The organism is Streptomyces sp. NPDC087906 (assembly GCF_055584925.1).
The window spans coordinates 1,050,014-1,070,714 of record NZ_JBVJLC010000001.1 but is presented as its reverse complement, the minus strand read 5'-3'; the positions used below and the strand labels follow the sequence as shown (position 1 = coordinate 1,070,714).

Here is a 20,701-nt window from a genome sequence, read left to right as displayed (position 1 = left end):
GCCCGAGCCTCCGAGCACCCCGAGCACCCGAGACCCCAAGCCCCAAGCCCCAAGCCCGAGCCACCGAACGCCGGGAGCCGCCGAACGCCCCTAGCGCCGGAGCCGCCGAGCACCCGAGCACCCGAACGCCCCGAGCCGCCGAGCACCCGAGCGCCGAGAACGCCGCCGACGGTGCGGCTACGCCGACAGCCGCCGGTACGGCAGCACCGCCGACACCCGGAACCCGCCCGCGTCCGTCTCCCCCGACACGAACACCCCACCCAGCGCCAGGACCCGCTCCCGCATCCCCACCAGACCGTTACCCCCGCTCGGCAGCCCCGCGTCCGCCACACCCGCGTCCGAAGGCCCGTTCTCCACCTGCATCGCGACCTCCTCCCCCCGATGCGCCAACCGCACCATCACCTTCGAACCCGCCGCGTGCTTGTGCACATTCGTCAGCGCCTCCTGCACCACCCGGTACGCCGTCTGCTCCACCACCGGCGCGTACTCCCGCGAATCCCCCTGCACCGACAGCTCCACCACCATCCCCGCGTCCCGCGACTGCCCCACCAACGCCTCGATGTCCGCCATCCCCGGGCCGTCCTCCGCTGCGGCAGCGGCGGCAGCCGCAGCCGCCATCCCCACCGCAGCCAACGGCACCACCACCGGCACAGGCGCCGAAGCGTCCGCCGCCTTGCGTGCCGCCACCTGCTCCCCCGTACGCAAAACCCCCAGCATCTCCCGCAACTCCGTCAGCGCCTGCCGCCCCATGTCCCCCACCAGCGCCGCGTTCTTCACCGCCTTCGGCGGATCCTTCAACGCCACCGCCTGCAACGCCGCAGCATGCACCACCATCAGACTCACCCGGTGCGCCACCACGTCATGCATCTCCCGGGCGATCCGCGTCCGCTCCTCCGTACGCGCCCACTCCGCCCGCTGCTCCGCGCGGTCCGCCAGCAGCGACAACTCCTGCTCCAGACTGTCCGCGCGCTCCCGCAAACTCTCCATCAGCCGGCGCCGCGCCCCCACATACAGCCCGAACAGCACCGGCGGAGCCGTCAGCCCCACCGACATCAGCACCGCCACCGTCGGCACGTACCACTCGTACGAATCGAAGCTCGCCGTCGACACGTTCTGCCGCGTCCGCACGAACGTCACGATGAACGTCGCCACCAGCGACATCCCCGCCAGCGCACCCGTGATCCGGCGCGGCAGCTCCGAAGCGGCGAGCGTGTAAAGACCCACGATCCCCATCAGGAAGCCCATCTCGGCCGGCGTCACAGCGATCGACACCAGCACCACGGCGAACGGCCACCGCCGCCGCACCAACAGCACGACCCCCGCCAACAGCCCGAAAATCACCCCCACCGGCACGGGCAACGCCGTACTCCCCGCGAACCGCACACCCTCCAGCGCGCACTCCAGGGCCGACACCACGGCCAGCCCCACATCCAGCGCGACGCTGCGCCGCCTCCCCCACCACCAGTAGCCGCGGGCGGTCGGGCCCCCGGCGTCCTGATGTGCCCCCGTTGTGGTCATGTCTCCCAGACTAAGGGCGCACGCGAGTCATTTTCCGGCGACCAGGGCAGCACGAAACGCACTCCGGGACGCAAAAGATTGCCGCAGAGACCACTCGAACAGGCGAATCGACCGCCCATTCGAGCCGGACGCCCGCATTCCGGCCGATGATCCCCACATGACGGAAATCACCCGCAAATACACCGACTTCGAAGGCCTGCGCGCCCAGGCCGTCGCCCTGCGCCGCCAAGGCCTCAGCCGCCGCCAGATCCGCGACACGCTCTTCGTCGACAACAACGACATCCTCAACCGCCTCCTCGAAGGCGAACCCCCACCGGAATGGACCAAGCGCCCGCGCGCCAAGGACGACCTCCGCACCAAGGCCCGAGAGCTACGCCTCCAGGGCCTGACCTACGACCAGATACAGGTGGAGCTGGGCTGCTCGAAGGGCTCGATCTCCCTCTGGGTACGCGACCTCCCGAAACCCCCGAAGCGCACGAAGGAGGAGGCGTCCGCGATAGCCCGCCGGGGCTGGGAGCGGACGCTGGAGCTACGGGAAGAGGAGCGCCAGGAGACGAAACGGCGGGCGGCCGAGGAGGTGGGCACGCTGTCGGACCGGGAGCTGTTCTTGATCGGGGTGGGGCTCTACTGGGCCGAGGGAGCGAAGTCCAAGGCCCATCGCCGCCAGGAGCGCATCACCTTCATCAACAGCGACCGCCACATGATCGAGATCTTTCTCGCCTGGCTCGACCTGCTGGAGGTGCCCAGAGACTCTCTGCGGTTCCATGTTCATATCCACGAGACGGCCGATGTGCCGACCGCCGAGCGGTTCTGGGCCGAGGTGACGGATGTCGACGTCACCCAGTTCGGCAAGACCACCATCAAGAGGCACAACCCGAAGACCAATCGCAAGAACGTGGGCGAGGGCTACAACGGCTGCCTCAGCATCAGGGTGCTGCGGAGCGCTGAACTTTATCGTCGCGTGGAGGGCTGGTGGTACGGCATAGTAGGAGCTGCACTTTCGCAGAAACCGGCGAAACGGACATAGGCGATACACCATCCCGGGTCGTCTAAAGGCAGGACAAATGGTTTTGGTCCATTGAATGAGGGTTCGATTCCTTCCCCGGGAGCAGCGTGACGTGGGCCCCGACCTCCCCGGTCGGGGCCCGTCCTCGTTCCCGGTCCGAAACACCCCGGTATTCTTCGGTTGTCCATCACCCGTAAGCCGAAGGGCCCATCCGTGAGCGTCAACCGCCCGGCAGCCGTCGTCGTCCTCGCAGCGGGTGCCGGTACCCGTATGAAGTCGCGGACTCCCAAGGTTCTGCATGAGATCTGCGGGCGCTCGCTCGTCGGACACGTCGTCTCCGCCGCCCGCGAGCTCGACCCCGAGCAGCTCGTCGTCGTCGTCGGCCATGCCCGTGCCGAGGTCGAGGGGCATCTCGCCGAGCGTTACGACGGGGTGCGTACCGCGTTCCAGGCCGAGCAGAACGGGACCGGGCATGCCGTCCGTACCGCGCTGCGGGAGCTGGGCGGTACGCCCGGTGGCACCGTCGTCGTCGTCTGCGGCGACACCCCGCTGCTGTCCGGCGAGACGCTCGCCGCGCTCGTGGGCGTGCATGGCGCCGACGGGAACGCGGCGACGGTCCTGTCGGCCGAGGTGCCGGACGCGACCGGGTACGGGCGGATCGTACGGGACGCGGCGAGTGGCGCGGTGACCGGCATCGTGGAGCACAAGGACGCGGACGAGGCGCAGCGTGCGGTGCGGGAGATCAATTCGGGGGTGTTCGCGTTCGACGGGCAGTTGTTGGCGGACGCGCTGGGGAAGGTGCGGACGGACAACAGCCAGGGTGAGGAGTATCTGACGGATGTCCTGGCGATCCTGCGGGAGTCGGGGCATCGGGTGGGTGCTTCGGTGGCGGCGGATCACCGGGAGATCGTGGGGATCAACAACCGGGTGCAGTTGGCGGAGGCACGCCGCCTCCTGAACGCGCGGTTGTTGGAGCGGGCGATGCTGGCGGGTGTGACGGTGGTGGATCCGGCGTCGGTGCTGGTGGATGTGTCGGTGACGTTCGAGCAGGACACGGTGGTGCATCCGGGGACGCAGTTGCTGGGGTCGACGCATCTGGCGGAGGGCTCGGAGGTGGGTCCGAATTCGCGGTTGAAGGACACGTCGGTGGGTGCGGGTGCCCGGGTGGACAACACGGTCGCCGACGGTGCGGAGATCGGGGCCGAGGCGTCGGTGGGCCCGTTCGCGTATCTGCGTCCGGGGACGCGGTTGGGGCTGCGGTCGAAGGCGGGTACGTATGTGGAGATGAAGAACGCGACGATCGGCGACGGGTCGAAGGTGCCGCATCTGTCGTACGTGGGGGACGCGACGGTCGGTGAGGGGACGAACATCGGCGCGGCGAGCGTTTTCGTGAACTACGACGGTGTGAACAAGCACCACACGACCATCGGTTCTCATTGCCGTACGGGTTCGGACAATATGTTTGTGGCGCCTGTCACGGTCGGGGACGGTGTCTACACGGCCGCGGGGTCGGTCATCACGAAGGACGTGCCGCACGGCGCGTTGGCCGTGGCCCGGGGCCAGCAGCGGAATATCGAGGGTTGGGTGGCCAGGAAGCGGCCGGGCAGTGCTGCCGCGCAGGCCGCCGAGGTGGCGCTCGGGGGCACCGACGAGGAGAGCTGACCGGAAACAGGTGCGTCGTTCTCGGCGTACCGTGATATCTGCACGATTCAGCCGGCTCGCACGCAACCGCGCAGGTGTGTGCGGGTGGAGCGGCATTCAACACGTCCGAGGAGACTGTGCTGTGACCGGGATCAAGACGACCGGCGAGAAGAAGTTGATGTTCTTCTCCGGCCGCGCCCACCCCGAGCTGGCGGAGGAGGTCGCCCAAAGACTGGGTGTCGGGATTGTGCCGACGAAGGCGTTCGATTTCGCCAACGGTGAGATCTATGTGCGGTATCAGGAGTCGGCGCGTGGTGCGGATTGTTTTCTGATCCAGAGCCATACCGCTCCGATCAACAAGTGGGTCATGGAGCAGTTGATCATGATCGACGCGTTGAAGCGGGCGTCGGCCAGGAGCATCACGGTGATCGTGCCGTTCTACGGGTACGCCCGCCAGGACAAGAAGCACCGGGGCAGGGAGCCGATTTCGGCCCGTCTCGTGGCTGATCTGATGAAGACGGCGGGTGCGGACCGGATTCTCACGGTCGATCTGCACACGGATCAGATCCAGGGTTTCTTCGACGGTCCTGTGGATCATCTGTTCGCGCTGCCGGTCCTGGCGGACTATGTGGCGGGCAAGGTGGACCGGTCGAAGCTGACGGTGGTGTCGCCGGACGCGGGCCGGGTCCGGGTCGCCGATCGGTGGTGCGACCGGCTGGGCGCTCCGCTGGCGATCGTGCACAAGCGGCGTGACAAGGACGTCGCGAATCAGGTGACGGTCCATGAGGTGGTCGGCAATGTCGAGGGCCGGGTGTGTGTCCTGGTGGACGACATGATCGACACGGGTGGGACGATCTGTGCCGCGGCGGACGCGCTGTTCGCGCACGGCGCGGAGGATGTGATCGTGACGGCGACGCACGGTGTGCTGTCGGGTCCCGCCGCGGACCGGCTGAAGAATTCGAAGGTGAGTGAGTTCGTCTTCACCAACACCCTGCCGGATCCGGGGAATCTGGATCTGGACAAGATCACGGTGCTGTCGATCGCGCCGACGATCGGCCGTGCGGTCCGTGAGGTGTTCGAGGACGGCTCGGTGACCAGCCTCTTCGAGGAGCAGGCGTAGCACGAGGCGTAGCGAAGATCGATTTCTGGGCGGCCTCCCGGCCGGGTAGACTCACGGAGTTGCTCGGCGAGGGAGGCCGCACTTCTGTGCGGCGGTCCGTTATCGACGCGCTCTTCGTAGCAGGCTGTCGTGGCCGGGTGACGGTCTTTCTCTGTCACCTGTTTTGATCTACGAGGAGTGCAGCCATGGCTGAACTGAAGCTCAGCGCCGAGGTCCGTACCGAGTTCGGCAAGGGCGCCGCCCGCCGTACCCGCCGTGCGAACAAGGTGCCGGCCGTGATCTACGGCCACGGCGCCGACACCGTCCACATCACGCTGCCGGGCCATGACCTGATGATGGCGCTGAAGACGGCGAACGCGCTGATCAGCCTGGACATCGACGGCCGCAACGAGCTGGTCATCCCCAAGGCTGTCGTGCGTAACCCGATCAAGGGTTTCATCGAGCACGTCGACCTGCTCGCGGTGAAGCGCGGCGAGAAGGTCACCGTCGAGGTGGCCGTGCACACGGAGGGTGAGCTGGCCCCGGGTGCGAACCTGCTGGAGAACGTCCTCAACACGCTGACCGTCGAGGCCGAGGCGACGAACATCCCGACGTCGGTGACGGTGTCCATCGAGGGTCTTGAGGCGGGTGCCTCGATCCACGCGAAGGACGTTCCGCTGCCGTCGGGTACAACGCTGGTGACGCCGGAGGACGCGGTGGTCATCCAGATCCTGGCCGCGCAGGCGGAGGAGCCGGCGGACGACGCCGCCGAGACCGAGGAAGCCGGCGCCGAGGCCTGATCCGGGCCGCGGCACGGTTTCAACGCTGTGCCCTGCGGGGTGGCGGGCCTGCGGGTCCGCCACCCCGTTTTTGTGTCACTCAGCGACGTATGTGTTACTCACCGACCCGAGGAGTTTCGAGCGCGTATGACGACGGATGCCAACGCCCCTTGGCTGATTGTGGGTCTGGGTAACCCGGGGCCCGAGTACGCGGCGAATCGGCACAACGTGGGGTTCATGGTGGCGGATCTGCTGGCGGAGCGGATCGGCGGTTCGTACCGGCGGGCGCCGAAGGCGCAGGCGCAGGTGATCGAGGGGCGGGTGGGTCCGCCGGGTCCGCTGAGCCGCCGGGTGGTGCTGGCGAAGCCGATGTCGTTCATGAACCTGTCGGGCGGTCCGGTGTCCGGGCTGCGGGATTTCTACAAGATCGAGAACGACCATGTTGTCGCGATCCACGACGAGTTGGACATCGACTTCGGTGCGCTGCGGCTGAAGCTGGGCGGCGGGGACAACGGGCACAACGGGTTGAAGTCGATGACGAAGTCGATGGGTCCTGACTACCACCGGGTGCGGTTCGGGATCGGTCGGCCGCCGGGCCGGATGCAGGTGGCTGATTTCGTGCTGAAGAATTTCTCGTCGGTGGAGCGCAAGGAGCTGGCTTTCCTGGTGGACCGCGCGGCGGACGCGGTGGAGGCGCTGGTGGCGGAGGGGCTCGACCGGGCGCAGACGGCGTACAACTCCTGACAAGCTCCCGCATAGCCCGCCCGTGGTTTGACCGGGCGCTCATCCATGGCCAAAGATCGCGCCATGCCGAGCCCGTCCCACCCCGCCCTGTCGTTCGGTCGTCTGGCCGCGATGGCTGTTGTCGCGCTGCTGCTGCTGGTGGGCGGTGTCTGGGGGTCGTGGGGTTCCGCGCAGCATGTGATGCTCGCGAAGGGCCGTGAGCACGGCCGTCTGACGGTGGTGAGCTGCGGCGACAAGACGTGTACGGGGCCTTACGACCCGAACGGCGCCGGCGGGCCGCAGGTCGGGATGACGATCGAGAAGTCCGCCGCGGCGAAGAAGGGCGAGGAGTTTCCCGTCGTCGTGAAGCCGGACACGCGTGAGCTGGTGCGGGGCGGTGTCGCCGGGGTGCTGTACGCGTGGGTGCCGCTGGGCGGTGCGCTGCTGCTGGCGTCGCTGGTGATCGGCGGCGGTATGCGGCTGACGCGTACGGCGTGGACGGCGGCGGGCGCGGGGGCCGCGCTGCTGATCGGTACGTTCCTGGCGCTGTGACGCGGTCCTGGGACGGGAGAACGGCGAACGGCGGCCACCCCCGTCCCAGGGGTGGCCGCCGTTCGCGTGTCAGGCGGTGATGCGTGTCAGGCAGCGCCGTGCGTCAGCCGGTGTTGCGCAGTCCGGCGGCGACGCCGTTGACGGTCAGCAGCAGCGCCCGGCCCAGGGTCGGGTCGGGTGCTTCCTCCCGCGCCGCGGCGGCGCGCTGGCGGGCCAGCAGCGACACCTGGAGGTAGGAGATCGGGTCGAGGTAGGCGTCGCGGATGGCGAACGTCTGCTGGAGCACCGGGTTGGAGTCGAGGAGCTTGGCCCCGCCCGTGATGCGCAGGACTTCCTGCACGGTCCGCTCGTGTTCGGCCTCGATGTCGCCGAAGACGTGCTTCAGCTCATCGGGGACGAGGGTGTCGACGTAGTGCCTGGCGATCCGCAGGTCGGTCTTGGCGAGCGTCATCTCCACGTTGGAGAGGAAGTTGCGGAAGAAGTGCCACTGCTCGTACATCTCGTCGAGCACGGTGTCGAGCCCGGTCTCCCGCAGCGCCTTGAGTCCCGCGCCGACGCCGAACCAGCCGGGCACGATCTGCCGTGACTGGGTCCAGCCGAAGACCCACGGGATGGCCCGCAGCCCGTCGAGTCCCGCGCCGGAGTCGGGCCGCCGGGAGGGGCGGGAGCCGAGGTGCAGGTCGGCGAGCTGGTCGACGGGGGTGGAGGCGAAGAAGTAAGCGGGCAGGTCGGGGTCCTCGACGAGCGCCCGGTACGCGGCGTGCGCGGCGTCGGAGACGGTGTCCATGGCCGCGTCCCAGCGGGCCAGGGCCTCGTCGGACTGGCGGGGCGCGGTGTGCAGCGCGGACGCCTGGAGCGTGGCGGCCACGGTCAGTTCGAGGTTTTCGCGCGCGAGGGCGGGGATGAGGTACTTGTCGGAGATGACCTCGCCCTGCTCGGTGACCTTGATCTCGCCTTCCAGCGTGCCCCAGGGCTGCGCGAGGATCGCGTCGTGCGAGGGGCCGCCGCCGCGGCCGACGGTGCCGCCGCGGCCGTGGAAGAGCCGCAGCCGTACGCCGTGCCGGTGGGCGACGTCGCGCAGCCGGCGCTGGGCGCGGTGGATCTCCCACTGGGAGGTGGTGATGCCGCCGAACTTGGACGAGTCGGAGTACCCGAGCATCACTTCCTGCATGTCGCCGCGGAGGGAGACGAGCTTGCGGTACGACGGGTCGCTGAGCATTTCGTCGAGGATGACGTCGGCGGCGCGCAGCTCGTCGGTGGTCTCCAGGAGCGGCACGATGCCGATCTTGGCCCAGCCGCCGTGCAGGTCGAGCAGTCCTGCCTCGCGGGCGAGGACGGCTGCGGCGAACACGTCGTCGGCGCCCTGGCACATGGAGATGATGTAGGACTCGATGACTTCGGGTCCGAACCGTTCGAACGCCTCGCGCACGGTGTGGAACACGCCGAGGGTCTTCTCGCCGGCCGCGTCGAGGGGCGCGGGGGTGGGGGCGAGCGGGCGGCGTGAGCGGAGTTCCTTGGCGAGGAGCTTCTGCCGGTAGTCGCGCGGCATGTCGGCGTAGCGCCAGGACTCCTCGCCGAGCCGGTCGAAGAGCTGGCCGAGCGCGTGGTGGTGGGCGTCGGCGTGTTCCCGTACGTCCATGGTGGCGAGCTGGAGGCCGAAGGCGGCCAGGGTGCGGATAGTGCGGTCCATCCGGCCGTCGGCGAAGAGCCCGCCGCGGTGGGCGCGCAGCGACGTCTGGATGAGGGTGAGGTCTTCGAGCAGTTCCGCGGTGCCGAGGTAGTCGCAGCCGGGCTTGTGCGGGGTGCCCTTGGCGAGGCGTTCGCGGGTGTTGAGGAGCTTCTGCCGGATGCAGGTCGCCTTGAGGCGGTAGGGCTCTTCGGCGTTGAGGCGCTTGTAGCGGGGGCTGATGTCGGGCAGCCGGACGAGGTCGTTCTGGAGCGAGTCGAGCAGTTCGTCGGTCGCGCCGGTGTAGCGGATGGAGTTGGACAGCAGTCCGCGCAGGTAGTCGATGAGTTCGAGCGCGTCGGTGATGCCGTGTTCGTGCTGGAGGATCAGGACTTCGCGGGTGACCTCGGGGGTGACGTTCGGGTTGCCGTCGCGGTCGCCGCCGATCCAGGTGCCGAAGGTCAGCGGGCGGGTGCCGGGGGGCAGTTCGACGCCGACGCGTTCGAGTTCGGCGGTGAGGTCTTCCAGGACGTCGCCGACGGCGCCGATGTGGAGTTCGTCGAGGTAGTAGATCGCGTTGCGCGCCTCGTCGGCGGGCTCGGGCCGTACGACACGCAGTTCGTCGGTCTGCCAGATCAGGTCGATGGACTCGGCGAGCCGCAGGTCGTGGCGGCGCCGGTCGGCGGCGATGACGGGCGTTTCGAGGAGTTCACCGATGCGGCGGAGCTTGTTGAGCACGGAGCGGCGGGCCGCTTCGGTGGGGTGGGCCGTGAAGACGGGCCGTACGTTGAGGTTCTTGACGGTCTGGCGCAGGTGTTCGGGGTCGGCTTCCTTGAGCCGGTCGGCGGTGCGGGCCAGCAGCCCGCCCTCCGCGGCGCGCCGTTCCCGCATCTCGCGGCCTCGGTGGACCTGCTCGGTCACGTTCGCGAGGTGGAAGTAGGTGGAGAAGGCGCGGACGAGCTTGGCCGCCGTCTCCAGGTCGGTGTCCCCGAGGAGTTCGGCTGCGGCTTCGCCGTCCTCGCGGGTGAGCGCGCGGACGCGCTCGACGAGGTCGAGGAGTTCCGGTCCTTCTTGCCTTACGAGGGTCTCGCCCAACAGGTCGCCGAGCCGGCGGATGTCGGAGCGCAGCTCCGCGCCGGCGGTTGTGGTCTGGTCGGCACTGCTCACAGGTGCGGCTCCTTGCAGTGTTCGAGCACGTCTCAAGGGGTACTGGAGTACGGACCGCGCTGTCCGACGTCACCAGGATAGGTGCCCTTCGGCTGACGTTATCCACAGCCCTCTTGTCGCGGCGGGCTGCGCTGCCATACTTACGATGCCGTAGGTTACGCACCCGTATCCGGGCATCTGCCGCATTCCTCACCCCAGGGGATCCCCATGACAACAAGCCCTGACGTGATCAAGGATTCTCCCCAGAATCCGCCGCCGTCCACCGGCGCTCCGCTCCCTTCCGCCACGCTCGGCGGAGACAACAAGCGTTCCGTCGAGCAGATCGCTCTGCTGCTCTTCATCGTCGTGCCGTTCGTGGCCCTGGTCGCGGCGGTGCCGCTGGCCTGGGGCTGGGGCGGTGTGAGCTGGCTCGACCTGGGCCTGCTGGTGGCGATGTACTTCATCGGATGCCATGGCATCACGATCGGTTTCCACCGCTATTTCACCCATGGCTCCTTCAAGGCGAACCGTCCGCTCCGGATCGCCCTGGCCGTGGCGGGTTCCATGGCCGTGGAGGGCCCGCTGGTCCGCTGGGTCGCGGATCACCGCAGGCATCACAAGTTCTCCGACGCCGAGGGCGACCCCCACTCGCCGTGGCGGTTCGGTGAGACCCTGCCGGCCTTGCTGAAGGGGCTGTGGTGGGCGCACATCGCGTGGCTCTTCGACGAGGAGCAGACGCCGCAGCAGAAGTACGCGCCGGATCTGATCGCCGATTCCGCCATTCGGCGGGTGTCGCGGCAGTTCGCGCTGTGGACGGTCGTGTCGCTGGCGATCCCGCCGCTGGTCGGCGGTTTGGTGACGATGTCCTGGTGGGGCGCGTTCTCGGCGTTCTTCTGGGGTTCACTGGTGCGGGTGGCGTTGCTCCATCACGTGACGTGGTCGATCAACTCGATCTGTCACGCCGTGGGTAAACGTCCGTTCAAGTCGCGCGACCGCTCAGGCAATGTGTGGTGGCTCGCGGTCCTCTCTTGTGGCGAGTCCTGGCACAACCTGCACCACGCGGACCCGACCAGCGCCCGGCACGGCGTACTGAAGGGCCAGATCGACTCCAGCGCGCGGCTTATTCGCTGGTTCGAGAAGTTCGGCTGGGCCCATGATGTGCGGTGGCCGAGCGCCTCACGGCTGGACGCAAAGCGCACTGGCGCACCCTCCGACGCGACATGATGGGCACCGTGGCGATCGACCCTGACACGAACAGCACGCCCGGCACGAGCGGCACCGACAAGAGCCGGCCCGCCGGGGGAGGGCGCGTTCGCCGTGTCCGTATGACGGGGGCCGAGCGCCGCGAGCAACTGCTGGACATCGGCCGTACGGCCTTCGCCGAGAAGGGCTTCGAGTCCACGTCGGTCGAGGAGATCGCGGCGAAGGCCGGCGTCTCCAAGCCGGTGGTGTACGAGCACTTCGGCGGCAAGGAGGGCCTGTACGCGGTGGTCGTGGACCGCGAGATGCGCCAGCTCCTGGACATGGTGACCGGCGCGCTGACCGCCGGTCACCCCAGGGAGCTGCTGGAGCAGGCCGCTTTCGCCCTGCTCGACTACATCGAGACGTACACGGACGGCTTCCGCATCCTGGTCCGCGACTCGCCGGTGGCGCAGTCGACGGGCACGTTCGCGTCGCTGATCAGCGACATCGCCACGCAGGTCGAGGACATCCTGGGCCTGGAGTTCAAGGCAAGAGGCTTCGACCCGAAGCTGGCCCCGCTGTACGCGCAGGCACTGGTGGGCATGGTGGCCCTGACGGGCCAGTGGTGGGTGGACGCCCGCAGCCCGGGAAAGCCCGAGGTGGCGGCGCATCTGGTGAATCTGGCATGGCACGGCCTGGGCAACCTGGAGTCGAAGCCGCGCCTGATAGGCCACCGGAAGTTCTGAACGAGTCCGGGGCGAGCCCTGACGTCAACGAGCGATCAGATAATCACTCTTTGTGATGACGGTACGGCAATCTGATCGCTACCGTGGAGACTCGAACCCTAGTGTGCCGTTCATGGGAGGAATCATGACCGCCGAGCCAGTCAAGGCCGCCGCAAGCCAGTGGCCTGTGCCCCCGCAGGACGGCTACACCGTGGACGATCTGTTCACCCTGCCGGGACTCCCGTCTCATACAGAGTTGATCGACGGGAGCCTCGTCTTCAGGAGCCCGCAGAGTGTTTTTCACAGCATCATGGTCGATTTGTTGGTGAGCGGTCTACGCCGGACCGTGCCTCCGGACCAGTCGGTCGAGCGCGATATGACGGTGGTGCTGGATCACCGGAACGCACCCGAGCCCGACATCTCGATCGTCCGAGCGGCAGCGGCCACGAGCCTTGAACAGACCAGGTTCGAGGCAGCCGACGTCCTGCTCGCCATCGAGGTGGTCTCGCCCGACTCGGAGGCCCGCGACCGCAGTGCGAAGCCGCTGAAGTACGCCGCCGCCGGTATCCCGAACTTCTGGCTGGTGGAGGTCGCGGGTGCCGACCGGCATCCGGTTATCCATGTCTACGAACTGGACGAGGTCACCAAGGCGTACGTGGTGACCGGTATCCACCACGGCCAGCTCAAGATCAACGTTCCGTTCACCATCGACATCGACATCACGCTAGAGACGCTCACCACACGTTGAGCACACGTCGAACCCCTGGCGGCCCGCCCCGCCCCGTACCCCTTCGTCGTAAAAGGGGTGGAGGCCGGGTGTGGTCGCCTGGTACGTTTTCGATCATGGCGAGCCCCGAGTCGGACAGAAGCTAGCCACCGGTCGTCCGGTGGCCTTCATGCCGCTGCCGGACCACCAGGTGTGGGCCGCCTCTTCACCGCGTTGCCGTGTTTCCCGTTCCGTGACGACACCGGACGGGCGACGGCACGGGCGCGGCCCACTCCCCCAGTTGGTTTTGACGCCTCTCGTCCCGCTGGTCACTCCTGGGGTTCTGCCATGCCATTCGCTGTCTACGTGCTCGGGCTTGCCGTCTTCGCCCAGGGCACCTCCGAGTTCATGCTGTCCGGCCTGCTGTCGGGCATCGCCGGTGATCTGCACGTGTCCGTTCCGGCCGTCGGCCTGCTGACCTCGGCGTTCGCCGTGGGGGCTGTGGTCGGCGCGCCGTCGATCGCGGTGTTCAGCCGCGGCTGGCCGCGCCGGCGCGCGCTGCTGTTCTTTCTCTGTGTGTTCATCGCCGTGCATGTCGTCGGCGCGCTCACGACCAGCTACGGGGTGCTGCTCGCCTCGCGGTTCGTGGGGGCCCTCGCCAACGCCGGGTTCTGGGCCGTGGCGCTGGTCACCGCGATCGGGATGGTCCCGCCCGGCGCGCGGGCGCGCGCCACGTCCGTCGTGGTCGGCGGGGTGACCGTCGCGTGTGTGGCGGGTGTGCCGGCCGGTGCCCTGCTGGGTGACCGGTGGGGGTGGCGGGCCGCGTTCTGGGCGGTGGCGCTGGTGTCGCTGCCCGCCGTCGTGGCGATCGTGAGGTGGATCCCGGGCGGCAGGCCCGAGGCGCCCGCGATGGCTGTACGGGGCGAGCTGCGCGCGCTGGCCGGGCCCCGGGTCGTACGGCTGCTGCTGGTGAGCGCGCTCGTCCAGGGGGCGACGTTCTGTACGTTCTCGTATCTGGAACCGCTCGCCACCCGGGTCACCGGGTTCGGGGCGGGCTGGGTGCCGGTGCTGCTCGCCCTGTTCGGGGTGGGCTCGTTCGCCGGGGTCACGGCGGCGGGCCGGATCCCCGACGAGCGGCGGGCGGGCTGGGTGACGGCCGGTATGGCGGCGCTGGTCGCCGGGTGGGCCGTGCTGGCGCTGAGCGCGGGGAGCGGGGCCGCGACCGTCGCGCTCGTTCTGGTCCTGGGCATGCTGTCGTTCGGTACGGGGACGGCGCTGATCTCCCGGCTGTTCCAACTGGCCCCCGGCGCGCCGAACCTCGCCGGGTCGTTCGCGACCGCCGCGTTCAACGTCGGCGGTGCGCTCGGCCCGTGGCTCGGCGGGCTGACCATCGGCGCGGGGTTCGGTTTCCGGTCACCCCTGTGGGTGAGCGCCCTGCTGACGGCGACGGCGTTGCTCTGCTCCGTCGCCCCCCGGCTCGGGGCCGGCGCCCGGAAGGCGGGCCGGCTGGCGGCCGGGTCCCCGGAGTAGCCGCGCCGGCCGGGCGGTAGCCGCGCGTCAGGCGGCCTTGTGGGCGACGGCGAAGATGCGGCGGAAGGGGAAGACCGTGCCGTGCGGGCCCTGGGGGTAGGCCGTGCGGAGCAGGTCGCGGTACTGGGTGGTGAATTCCGCCGTCGCCGCCGCGTCGTCGCCGAGCGCCGTCAGGACGGGCCGCAGCGCCGTGCCCTTGACCCAGTCGAGGACGGGGTCCTCGCCGGCCAGCAACTGCAGGTATGTCGTCTCCCAGACGTCGGCGGTGCAGCCGAGGTCCGTGAGGGTGGCCAGGTAGTCGGCGGGGTCGACCATGTCGGTGTCGCGCAGCGGGCGGTCGCCGAGGGTGCGGCGCCAGCGCGGGCTGTCGCACAGCTCCGCGAGGAGCCGGTGGCTGGGGCCGGTGAAGTTGCCGGGGACCTGGAAGGCGAGGACGCCGCCGGGCCGCAGGCCCTTGATCCAGCCGGGGAAGGAGGCGCGGTGGCCCGGTACCCATTGCAGGGCGGCGTTGGAGACGATCAGGTCGTACGGCTCGTCGGGCGTCCAGTGCGCGGCGTCGGCGGCCTGGAACTCCAGCAGGCCGCCGCCGGGTGTGGGGCCCGCGTAGCCGTCCCGGGCCTGGTCGAGCATCGCCGGGGAGTTGTCGAGGCCGGTGATGCGGGCGGTGGGCCAGCGGTCGGCGAGGAGCGCGGTGACGTTGCCGGCGCCGCAGCCGATGTCGGCGATCCTGGGGCCCTGCCCAGGCTTCCCGCCGCCGTCCTCGCCGTTCCTGGCGTCCCTGGCGGGCAGGTCGGGGATCCGGCCGAGCAGGTCGAGGAACGGCCGGGTGCGGTGTCCTGCGTGCCGCAGGTACTGGTGCGGGTCCCAGATCGGTGTGGCGGGCATGGCGGGCCCCTTCGGAGCGTGCGGTCAGGCGGACATGGCCCACCCTGCATCAGATGTATCTTGACGTCAAGAGACTTCATGTCGAGGGACCCTCTACACTGATCGCCATGGAGGATGAGGTCGACCGTCTGGTTGCTGCGTGGCGCCGCGAGCGCCCTGACCTCGACGTGGAACCGCTTGAGGTGCTGAGCAGGGTGAGCAGGCTCGCCCGCCATCTCGACCGGGCCCGCAGGCTCGCCTTCGCCGAGCACCATCTGGAGCCGTGGGAGTTCGACGTACTGACCTCGCTGCGGCGCGCCGGTGCGCCGTACCAGCTCTCGCCGGGGCAACTGCTCACGCAGACCCTCGTCACCTCGGGCACGATGACCAACCGCATCGACAGGCTGGCCAAGAAGGGCCTGGTCGAGCGGTTGCCGGACCCGAGCGACCGGCGCGGTGTGCTGGTACGGCTCACCGTCGAAGGGCAGGACCGGGCGGACCAGTCGCTCGCCGGGCTGCTGGCTCAGGAGCGCGCGCTCCTCGCCGAGCTGTCCCGCGCGCAGCGCGGCGAGCTGGCCGGTCTGCTACGCCAGTTGACCGCCCCGTTCGACAACATCCCCGGCTAGGTCGGCGGGACCTACCCCGGCCCTGCGCGCGAGCGCGACGGCGGCCAGCGTGGAGTGCACGCCGAGCTTGCCGAGCACGTTCTGCATATGCGTGCGGACCGTGTGCGGGGAGAGGAAGAGCCGCTCGGCGACGGCCTTGCGGCCGAGCCCGGCCACCATGCAGCGCAGCACCTCGCGCTCGCGCGGTGTCAGCGACTCGACCAGTTGCTCGCTCTCCGTACGGTGCTTGCGCGCCGCCGTCAGCTCCCGCAGGACGCCGGTGAGCAGCGCCGGCGGCAGATGCGTCTCGTCCCGCAGGACGCCCCGTATCACCGCCAGCAGCCGTTGCAGCGAGCAGTCCTTCGCGACCCAGCCCGACGCGCCCGCCTGGAGCGCCAGCGCCGCGCGGCGCTGGTCGTCCCGTTCGGCGAGCACGACGGTACGGACGGACGGCTGCCCCGAACGGACACCCGCGACCAGCGAGATGCCGTCGACCAGCGACAGGTCGCCGTTGTCGGGCACAGCGCGCGCGACCGGCACCTGAACCGGTCCCGCCACCATGCCCAGATCGGCGTCGACGAGCATCACGTCGAACTTGCGGCCCTCGCCCGCCGCCCGGTCCAGACACCGCAGCGCGGCAGGAGCACTGCCCGCCGCCGCGACGTCCACATCGGGCTCGGCTGCCAGGGCAGCGGCGAGCGACTCGGCGAAAATACGGTGGTCATCCACCACCAGAACCCGGATACGTACCAATGGACACCCCCTGAAGGCGGGGAGTGGACGCCGCGGGGACGGCGCCCGGTGTGCGGGTGATACGTCAATGGCACGGCCGCCGCCGTGTGATGACCGCTACCCCACCCCGGGCGTCGTTGCCCGACTGTCTCCACCCCTGATCAGCACCGGCCCCCACCGGTGCTGTGCATCAGCGTACGGCCGGGCGCCCCGAGCGGAAGGTAAATTGCAGAACTGATTGGCCTGGGTGTTTATGGTGGGACCCATGTTTCGTTTGGAGACAGGAGTCGACAAGGACCGGCGCACGGCACTGGGCGAGCGCCTGCGGGACACGAACACCGAACGCTCCCCCGTCCTGCGCGCCTTGCGCGACAGCCCGCTCGGCGACGAAGTGCCGCTGCACGTCTGGCTGCTGGAGGAGTCGACCGGCGCGCTGGCCGGCGGTCTGACCGGCCGCACCTGGGCCCGCTGGCTCCATGTGGACCTGCTGTGGGTGGACGACCGGTACCGCGGCGCCCGCCTCGGCAGCCGGGTCCTGGCCGAGGCGGAACGGCTCGCGCGGGAGCGGGGCTGCGCCCGCTCCCGGCTGGAGACGTGGGACTTCCAGGCGCCGGGCTTCTACCGCAAGCAGGGCTACGAGATCGCCGGGCAGGTCGCCGACTACCCGCCGGGCGTCACCGAGTTCATGCTGGTCAAGACGCTCACCTGACGGCGCCCCAGCTCTGGCGACGGGGGCTCAGCGCATCCGGGGCGCCGATGGCTCGCTTTCACCGTCGCCACCCCGGTCTGTCCCGTGATGCGTCACGGCACAGACCTGCGGGAGCGTACGGAGGGTACGGGCATGTCACGCCACCCGGTGCGCCCCCTTCGACGGTACGGCGGTGAAGACGCGCGGCGCGGTGTGGCCGGCCGCGGCGAACGCCTCGGTGACGGACTTGGCCACCGCGTCCGCCTCGGCCTCCTCGACCAGGACGACCGCCGAGCCGCCGAACCCGCCGCCGGTCATCCGGGCGCCGAGCGCGCCCGCCGCCGTCGCCGCCGCGACCACCAGGTCCAGCTCCGGGCAGGAGACCCGCAGATCGTCGCGGAGCGAGTCGTGCCCCGCCACCAGGACCGGGCCGACGGCGCGCACGTCGCCCGCGTCGAGCAGCGCGATGACCTGCTCCACGCGGTGGTCGTCGCTCACCACGTGGCGTACGTAGCGGCGTACGTTCTCGCCCTCCCCCGCCAGCCGCTCCAGCGCTGCCGGCAGCTCCTCGTACGGCACGTCGCGCAGCGCCCGTACGCCCAGCGCCCGCGCGCCCGCCTCGCACCCGGCGCGCCGCTCGGCGTACGCGCCGTCGCCGAGCGCGTGCTTGACGCGCGTGTCGACGACGAGCAGCCGCAGCCCGTGCGCCGCCAGGTCGAACGGGACCTGGCGCTGGGAGAGGTCGCGCGTGTCGAGGTACAGCGCGTTGCCGTCCTCGCAGCAGGCCGACGCCATCTGGTCCATGATCCCGCAGGGCACGCCGACGAAGTCGTTCTCGGCGCGCTGCGCGACGACGGCGAGCTGCGACGCGCTCAGGCCGAGCCCGAACAGGTCGTTCAGGGCGAGCGCCGTGACGACCTCAAGGGCCGCCGATGACGAGAGGCCCGCCCCGGTCGGCACGGTCGACGCGAGATGGATGTCGGCGCCGGTGACCGGATGCCCGGCCTGGCGCAGCGCCCAGACGACCCCGGCCGGGTACGCGAACCAGCCGGCGTCGGGGTGCGGCGCGAGCCCGGCGACGTCGAGTTGGACGACGCCCTGGGGTATGTCGGCCGAGTGCAGCCGCAGGACTCCGTCGTCCCGCCGGGAGACCGCGGCGACGGCGGTGTGCGGCAGGGCGAGCGGCATCACGAAGCCGTCGTTGAAGTCGGTGTACTCACCGATCAGGTTGACCCGGCCCGGCGCCGCCCAGATGCCGTCGGGTGCGGCGCCGTACAGCTCCTGGAACGTCTCGGCGACGGCTTCACTCACCCTGGTTCTCCTTCGCTTGTGCCAACTCGCGCTCCTGGGCGCGCTCCCGCGCGAACGCCCACGCGTCCGCGACGATGCCCGCCAGATCCGTACGGCTCGGCACCCAGCCGAGCCGGGCGCGCGCCGTGTCGGCCGATGCGACGAGGACGGCGGGGTCGCCGCCCCTGCGCCCGGTGACCACCTCGGGCACCGGGTGCCCGGTGACCTCGCGTACCGTCGCGATGACCTCGCGGACCGAGAATCCGGTGCCGTTGCCGAGGTTGCAGATCAGGTGCTCGCCCGCCACCGCCGCGTCCAGCGCCCGCAGATGGGCGTCGGCGAGGTCGGCGACATGGATGTAGTCCCGTACGCACGTGCCGTCGGGCGTCGGGTAGTCCTCGCCGAAGACAGAGATCGACTCCCTTGCGCCGAGGGCGACTTGGAGCACCAGCGGGATCAGATGCGACTCGGGGTCATGGCGCTCACCGCAATTGCCGTACGCGCCCGCGACGTTGAAGTACCGCAGCGAGACGGCGGCGAGGCCGTGGGCGGCGCACTCGCCGCTGATCATGTGGTCGACGGCGAGCTTCGTCGCACCGTACGGGCTGGTGGGCGCCGTCGGGTCGCTCTCCGTCAGCAGCGCTGAGGCGGGCTCGCCGTACGTCGCGGCCGTGGAGGAGAAGACCAGCGTGCGCACCCCGGCCTCGCGCATCGCGGCGAGCAGCGCCATCGAGCCGCCGACGTTGTTGTCCCAGTACTTCTCCGGCTTGGCGACGGATTCGCCGACCTGCGAGGAGGCGGCGAAGTGCAGCACCGCGTCGTACGAGGAGTCCAGCCACTTCGCGGCGTCCTGGACCCGGCCCTCGATGAACTCGGCGCCCTCGGGGACCGCGACGCGGAATCCCGTGGACAGGTCGTCGAGGACGGTCACCGTGTGGCCCGCCTCCAGCAGATGGGCGGCAACGACGCTGCCGACATATCCCGCACCGCCCGTGACCAGGTACTTATTCTTCACTCGCTCGCTACCTCTCGCAGTCGCCCGGCCGCGGCCTCCGGCGGCACGTCGTTGATGAAGACGCCCATGCCGGATTCGGAGCCCGCGAGGAACTTAAGCTTGCCGGAAGTACGGCGGATGGTGAAAAGCTCCAGGTGCAGGGCGAAGTCGGCGCGCCCTGCCGCGCGGAACGGCGCCTGGTGCCAGGCGGAGATGTACGGGGTCGCCGGCTCGCCCTCGCCGAAGATCCGGTCGAAGCGCTTCAGCAGCTCCAGATACATCCGGGGGAACTCGGCGCGGGCCGGCTCCTCCAGCGCCCGCAGGTCCGGCACCCGCTGCTTGGGGTAGAGGTGCACCTCGTACGGCCAGTGCGCCGCGTACGGCACGAACGCCACCCAGTGCTCGCCCTCCAGCACCACCCGCACGCCCTCGCGCCTCTCGCGCGCGACGACGTCGTCGAAGAGGTTGCGCCCGGTCGTCTCGCGGTGTTCGCGGGCCGAGCGCAGCATGAGCGCCGTGCGCGGGGTGACGAAGGGGTACGCGTAGATCTGCCCGTGCGGATGGCCGAGCGTGACGCCGATCTCGGCGCCCCGGTTCTCGAAGGGGAAGACCTGCTCGACCTGGTCCAGCTCGGCCAGCTCCGCCGTGCGGTCGGTCCACGCCTCCAGGACGAGCGCGGCCTGCTCCTCGTCGAGGGCGGCGAACGACGCGTCGTGGTCGGAGGTGAAGCAGACGACCTCGCAGCGGCCCGAGTCGCCCGCGAGGGAGGGGAAGCGGTTCTCGAAGACGACGACGTCGTAGTCGTCGTCCGGGATCTCGCTGAGCCTGCCGTCCCGCGAGGGGCAGAGCGGGCACTCGTCGGCGGGCGGGTGGTACGTGCGCTCCTGCCGGTGCGAGGCGATGGCGACCGCGTCACCGAGCAGCGAGTCGCTGCGGATCTCGGAGGTGGTGGCGATCGGGCCGAGCGGTCTGCGGTCGGCGGCGTCCCGTACGACGTCGTCGCGACGGTCGTAGTAGATCAGCTCACGTCCGTCGGCGAGCGCCGTCACCGTCTTCTTCATCGGTATTCTCCCACCCAAACCCACACCCAAACAGAATCGCACATAACAAATCACAAGTAAACAGTCGCGTCAACGGGAACGTCTGCACGGACGCGTGCGGATATGAGGTGCGGATATGAGTGGGCCCCGCACGGCGGGCCGTACGGGGCGTTGGGGCGGTCCGGCGGCGGGGCGGTGGGGCGGCGGGCGGTGGG

19 protein-coding genes and 1 tRNA gene are annotated in these 20,701 nt (G+C 69.8%); 13 read left to right on the top strand and 7 right to left on the bottom strand.

The features are described from left to right. Positions 1 to 177 precede the first annotated feature (177 nt). Positions 178 to 1,518 (bottom strand): sensor histidine kinase, encoded by a 1,341-nt coding sequence (locus ACZ63I_RS04750; protein ID WP_469335309.1) that lies wholly within the window; start codon positions 1,516 to 1,518, stop codon positions 178 to 180. Between the two features lie 157 nt (positions 1,519 to 1,675). Here ACZ63I_RS04750 and ACZ63I_RS04745 point away from each other — a divergent pair, with 157 nt between their 5' ends. The 7 genes from ACZ63I_RS04745 (at position 1,676) to ACZ63I_RS04715 (ending at position 7,318) form a co-directional block, all read left to right on the top strand. Beyond that, complete coding sequence (locus ACZ63I_RS04745; RefSeq protein WP_469335306.1) at positions 1,676 to 2,545, top strand: hypothetical protein; 870 nt, start codon at positions 1,676 to 1,678, stop codon at positions 2,543 to 2,545. A gap of 11 nt (positions 2,546 to 2,556) precedes the next feature. After that, a tRNA-Gln gene (locus ACZ63I_RS04740) sits at positions 2,557 to 2,627 on the top strand. A 110-nt stretch (positions 2,628 to 2,737) separates the two neighbouring features. Further along, complete coding sequence (gene glmU / locus ACZ63I_RS04735; RefSeq protein WP_469335304.1) at positions 2,738 to 4,186, top strand: bifunctional UDP-N-acetylglucosamine diphosphorylase/glucosamine-1-phosphate N-acetyltransferase GlmU; 1,449 nt, start codon at positions 2,738 to 2,740, stop codon at positions 4,184 to 4,186. A gap of 121 nt (positions 4,187 to 4,307) precedes the next feature. Then, the gene (locus ACZ63I_RS04730; RefSeq protein ID WP_469335303.1) at positions 4,308 to 5,285 is read left to right on the top strand and encodes a ribose-phosphate diphosphokinase; all 978 of its coding nucleotides are present in this window, start codon (positions 4,308 to 4,310) and stop codon (positions 5,283 to 5,285) included. A 185-nt stretch (positions 5,286 to 5,470) separates the two neighbouring features. Beyond that, positions 5,471 to 6,064, top strand: a complete 594-nt coding sequence (locus ACZ63I_RS04725) for a 50S ribosomal protein L25/general stress protein Ctc (RefSeq protein ID WP_469335301.1) — start codon at positions 5,471 to 5,473, stop codon at positions 6,062 to 6,064. Positions 6,065 to 6,190: 126 nt separating this feature from the next. Then, positions 6,191 to 6,787, top strand: a complete 597-nt coding sequence (gene pth / locus ACZ63I_RS04720; RefSeq protein WP_469335299.1) for an aminoacyl-tRNA hydrolase — start codon at positions 6,191 to 6,193, stop codon at positions 6,785 to 6,787. Between the two features lie 63 nt (positions 6,788 to 6,850). Then, complete coding sequence (locus tag ACZ63I_RS04715) at positions 6,851 to 7,318, top strand: hypothetical protein (protein WP_469335298.1); 468 nt, start codon at positions 6,851 to 6,853, stop codon at positions 7,316 to 7,318. Positions 7,319 to 7,421: 103 nt separating this feature from the next. Here ACZ63I_RS04715 and ppc read toward each other — a convergent pair whose 3' ends face one another. After that, positions 7,422 to 10,151, bottom strand: coding sequence for a phosphoenolpyruvate carboxylase (gene ppc / locus ACZ63I_RS04710; RefSeq protein ID WP_469335297.1), 2,730 nt, complete (start codon positions 10,149 to 10,151; stop codon positions 7,422 to 7,424). A 207-nt stretch (positions 10,152 to 10,358) separates the two neighbouring features. Here ppc and ACZ63I_RS04705 point away from each other — a divergent pair, with 207 nt between their 5' ends. From ACZ63I_RS04705 to ACZ63I_RS04690, 4 genes are all read left to right on the top strand, one after another. Beyond that, complete coding sequence (locus ACZ63I_RS04705) at positions 10,359 to 11,354, top strand: acyl-CoA desaturase (protein WP_469335295.1); 996 nt, start codon at positions 10,359 to 10,361, stop codon at positions 11,352 to 11,354. Continuing rightward, positions 11,354 to 12,058 carry a TetR family transcriptional regulator gene (locus tag ACZ63I_RS04700; protein ID WP_469335563.1) on the top strand — a complete coding sequence of 235 codons (705 nt, stop codon included), beginning with the start codon at positions 11,354 to 11,356 and terminating at the stop codon, positions 12,056 to 12,058. Before ACZ63I_RS04705 ends, ACZ63I_RS04700 begins: the two co-directional genes overlap by 1 nt. Before the next feature lie 124 nt (positions 12,059 to 12,182). After that, positions 12,183 to 12,785 (top strand): Uma2 family endonuclease, encoded by a 603-nt coding sequence (locus ACZ63I_RS04695; RefSeq protein ID WP_469335294.1) that lies wholly within the window; start codon positions 12,183 to 12,185, stop codon positions 12,783 to 12,785. Between the two features lie 306 nt (positions 12,786 to 13,091). After that, positions 13,092 to 14,273 (top strand): Cmx/CmrA family chloramphenicol efflux MFS transporter, encoded by a 1,182-nt coding sequence (locus ACZ63I_RS04690; RefSeq protein WP_469335292.1) that lies wholly within the window; start codon positions 13,092 to 13,094, stop codon positions 14,271 to 14,273. Between the two features lie 27 nt (positions 14,274 to 14,300). Here the strand turns inward: ACZ63I_RS04690 and ACZ63I_RS04685 are convergent, their stop codons facing one another. Further along, positions 14,301 to 15,158: a trans-aconitate 2-methyltransferase gene (locus tag ACZ63I_RS04685; protein ID WP_469335290.1), complete on the bottom strand. Its 858-nt coding sequence runs from the start codon at positions 15,156 to 15,158 to the stop codon at positions 14,301 to 14,303. Positions 15,159 to 15,265: 107 nt separating this feature from the next. Here ACZ63I_RS04685 and ACZ63I_RS04680 point away from each other — a divergent pair, with 107 nt between their 5' ends. Further along, the gene (locus ACZ63I_RS04680) at positions 15,266 to 15,763 is read left to right on the top strand and encodes a MarR family winged helix-turn-helix transcriptional regulator (RefSeq protein WP_469335288.1); all 498 of its coding nucleotides are present in this window, start codon (positions 15,266 to 15,268) and stop codon (positions 15,761 to 15,763) included. Here the strand turns inward: ACZ63I_RS04680 and ACZ63I_RS04675 are convergent. Further along, positions 15,722 to 16,495: a LuxR C-terminal-related transcriptional regulator gene (locus ACZ63I_RS04675; RefSeq protein ID WP_469335286.1), complete on the bottom strand. Its 774-nt coding sequence runs from the start codon at positions 16,493 to 16,495 to the stop codon at positions 15,722 to 15,724. The two genes, ACZ63I_RS04680 and ACZ63I_RS04675, sit on opposite strands and share 42 nt — an antisense overlap. Positions 16,496 to 16,739: 244 nt before the next feature. Here ACZ63I_RS04675 and ACZ63I_RS04670 point away from each other — a divergent pair, with 244 nt between their 5' ends. Further along, positions 16,740 to 17,183: a GNAT family N-acetyltransferase gene (locus tag ACZ63I_RS04670; protein ID WP_469335284.1), complete on the top strand. Its 444-nt coding sequence runs from the start codon at positions 16,740 to 16,742 to the stop codon at positions 17,181 to 17,183. A gap of 135 nt (positions 17,184 to 17,318) precedes the next feature. Here ACZ63I_RS04670 and galK read toward each other — a convergent pair whose 3' ends face one another. The 3 genes from galK to galT are packed head-to-tail and all read right to left on the bottom strand — an operon-like array spanning position 17,319 to position 20,507. Continuing rightward, complete coding sequence (gene galK / locus ACZ63I_RS04665; RefSeq protein ID WP_469335283.1) at positions 17,319 to 18,473, bottom strand: galactokinase; 1,155 nt, start codon at positions 18,471 to 18,473, stop codon at positions 17,319 to 17,321. Continuing rightward, positions 18,466 to 19,467, bottom strand: a complete 1,002-nt coding sequence (gene galE / locus ACZ63I_RS04660) for a UDP-glucose 4-epimerase GalE (RefSeq protein ID WP_469335281.1) — start codon at positions 19,465 to 19,467, stop codon at positions 18,466 to 18,468. Before galE ends, galK begins: the two co-directional genes overlap by 8 nt. Further along, positions 19,464 to 20,507, bottom strand: coding sequence for a galactose-1-phosphate uridylyltransferase (gene galT / locus ACZ63I_RS04655; RefSeq protein ID WP_469335279.1), 1,044 nt, complete (start codon positions 20,505 to 20,507; stop codon positions 19,464 to 19,466). Before galT ends, galE begins: the two co-directional genes overlap by 4 nt. Positions 20,508 to 20,701 lie beyond the last annotated feature (194 nt).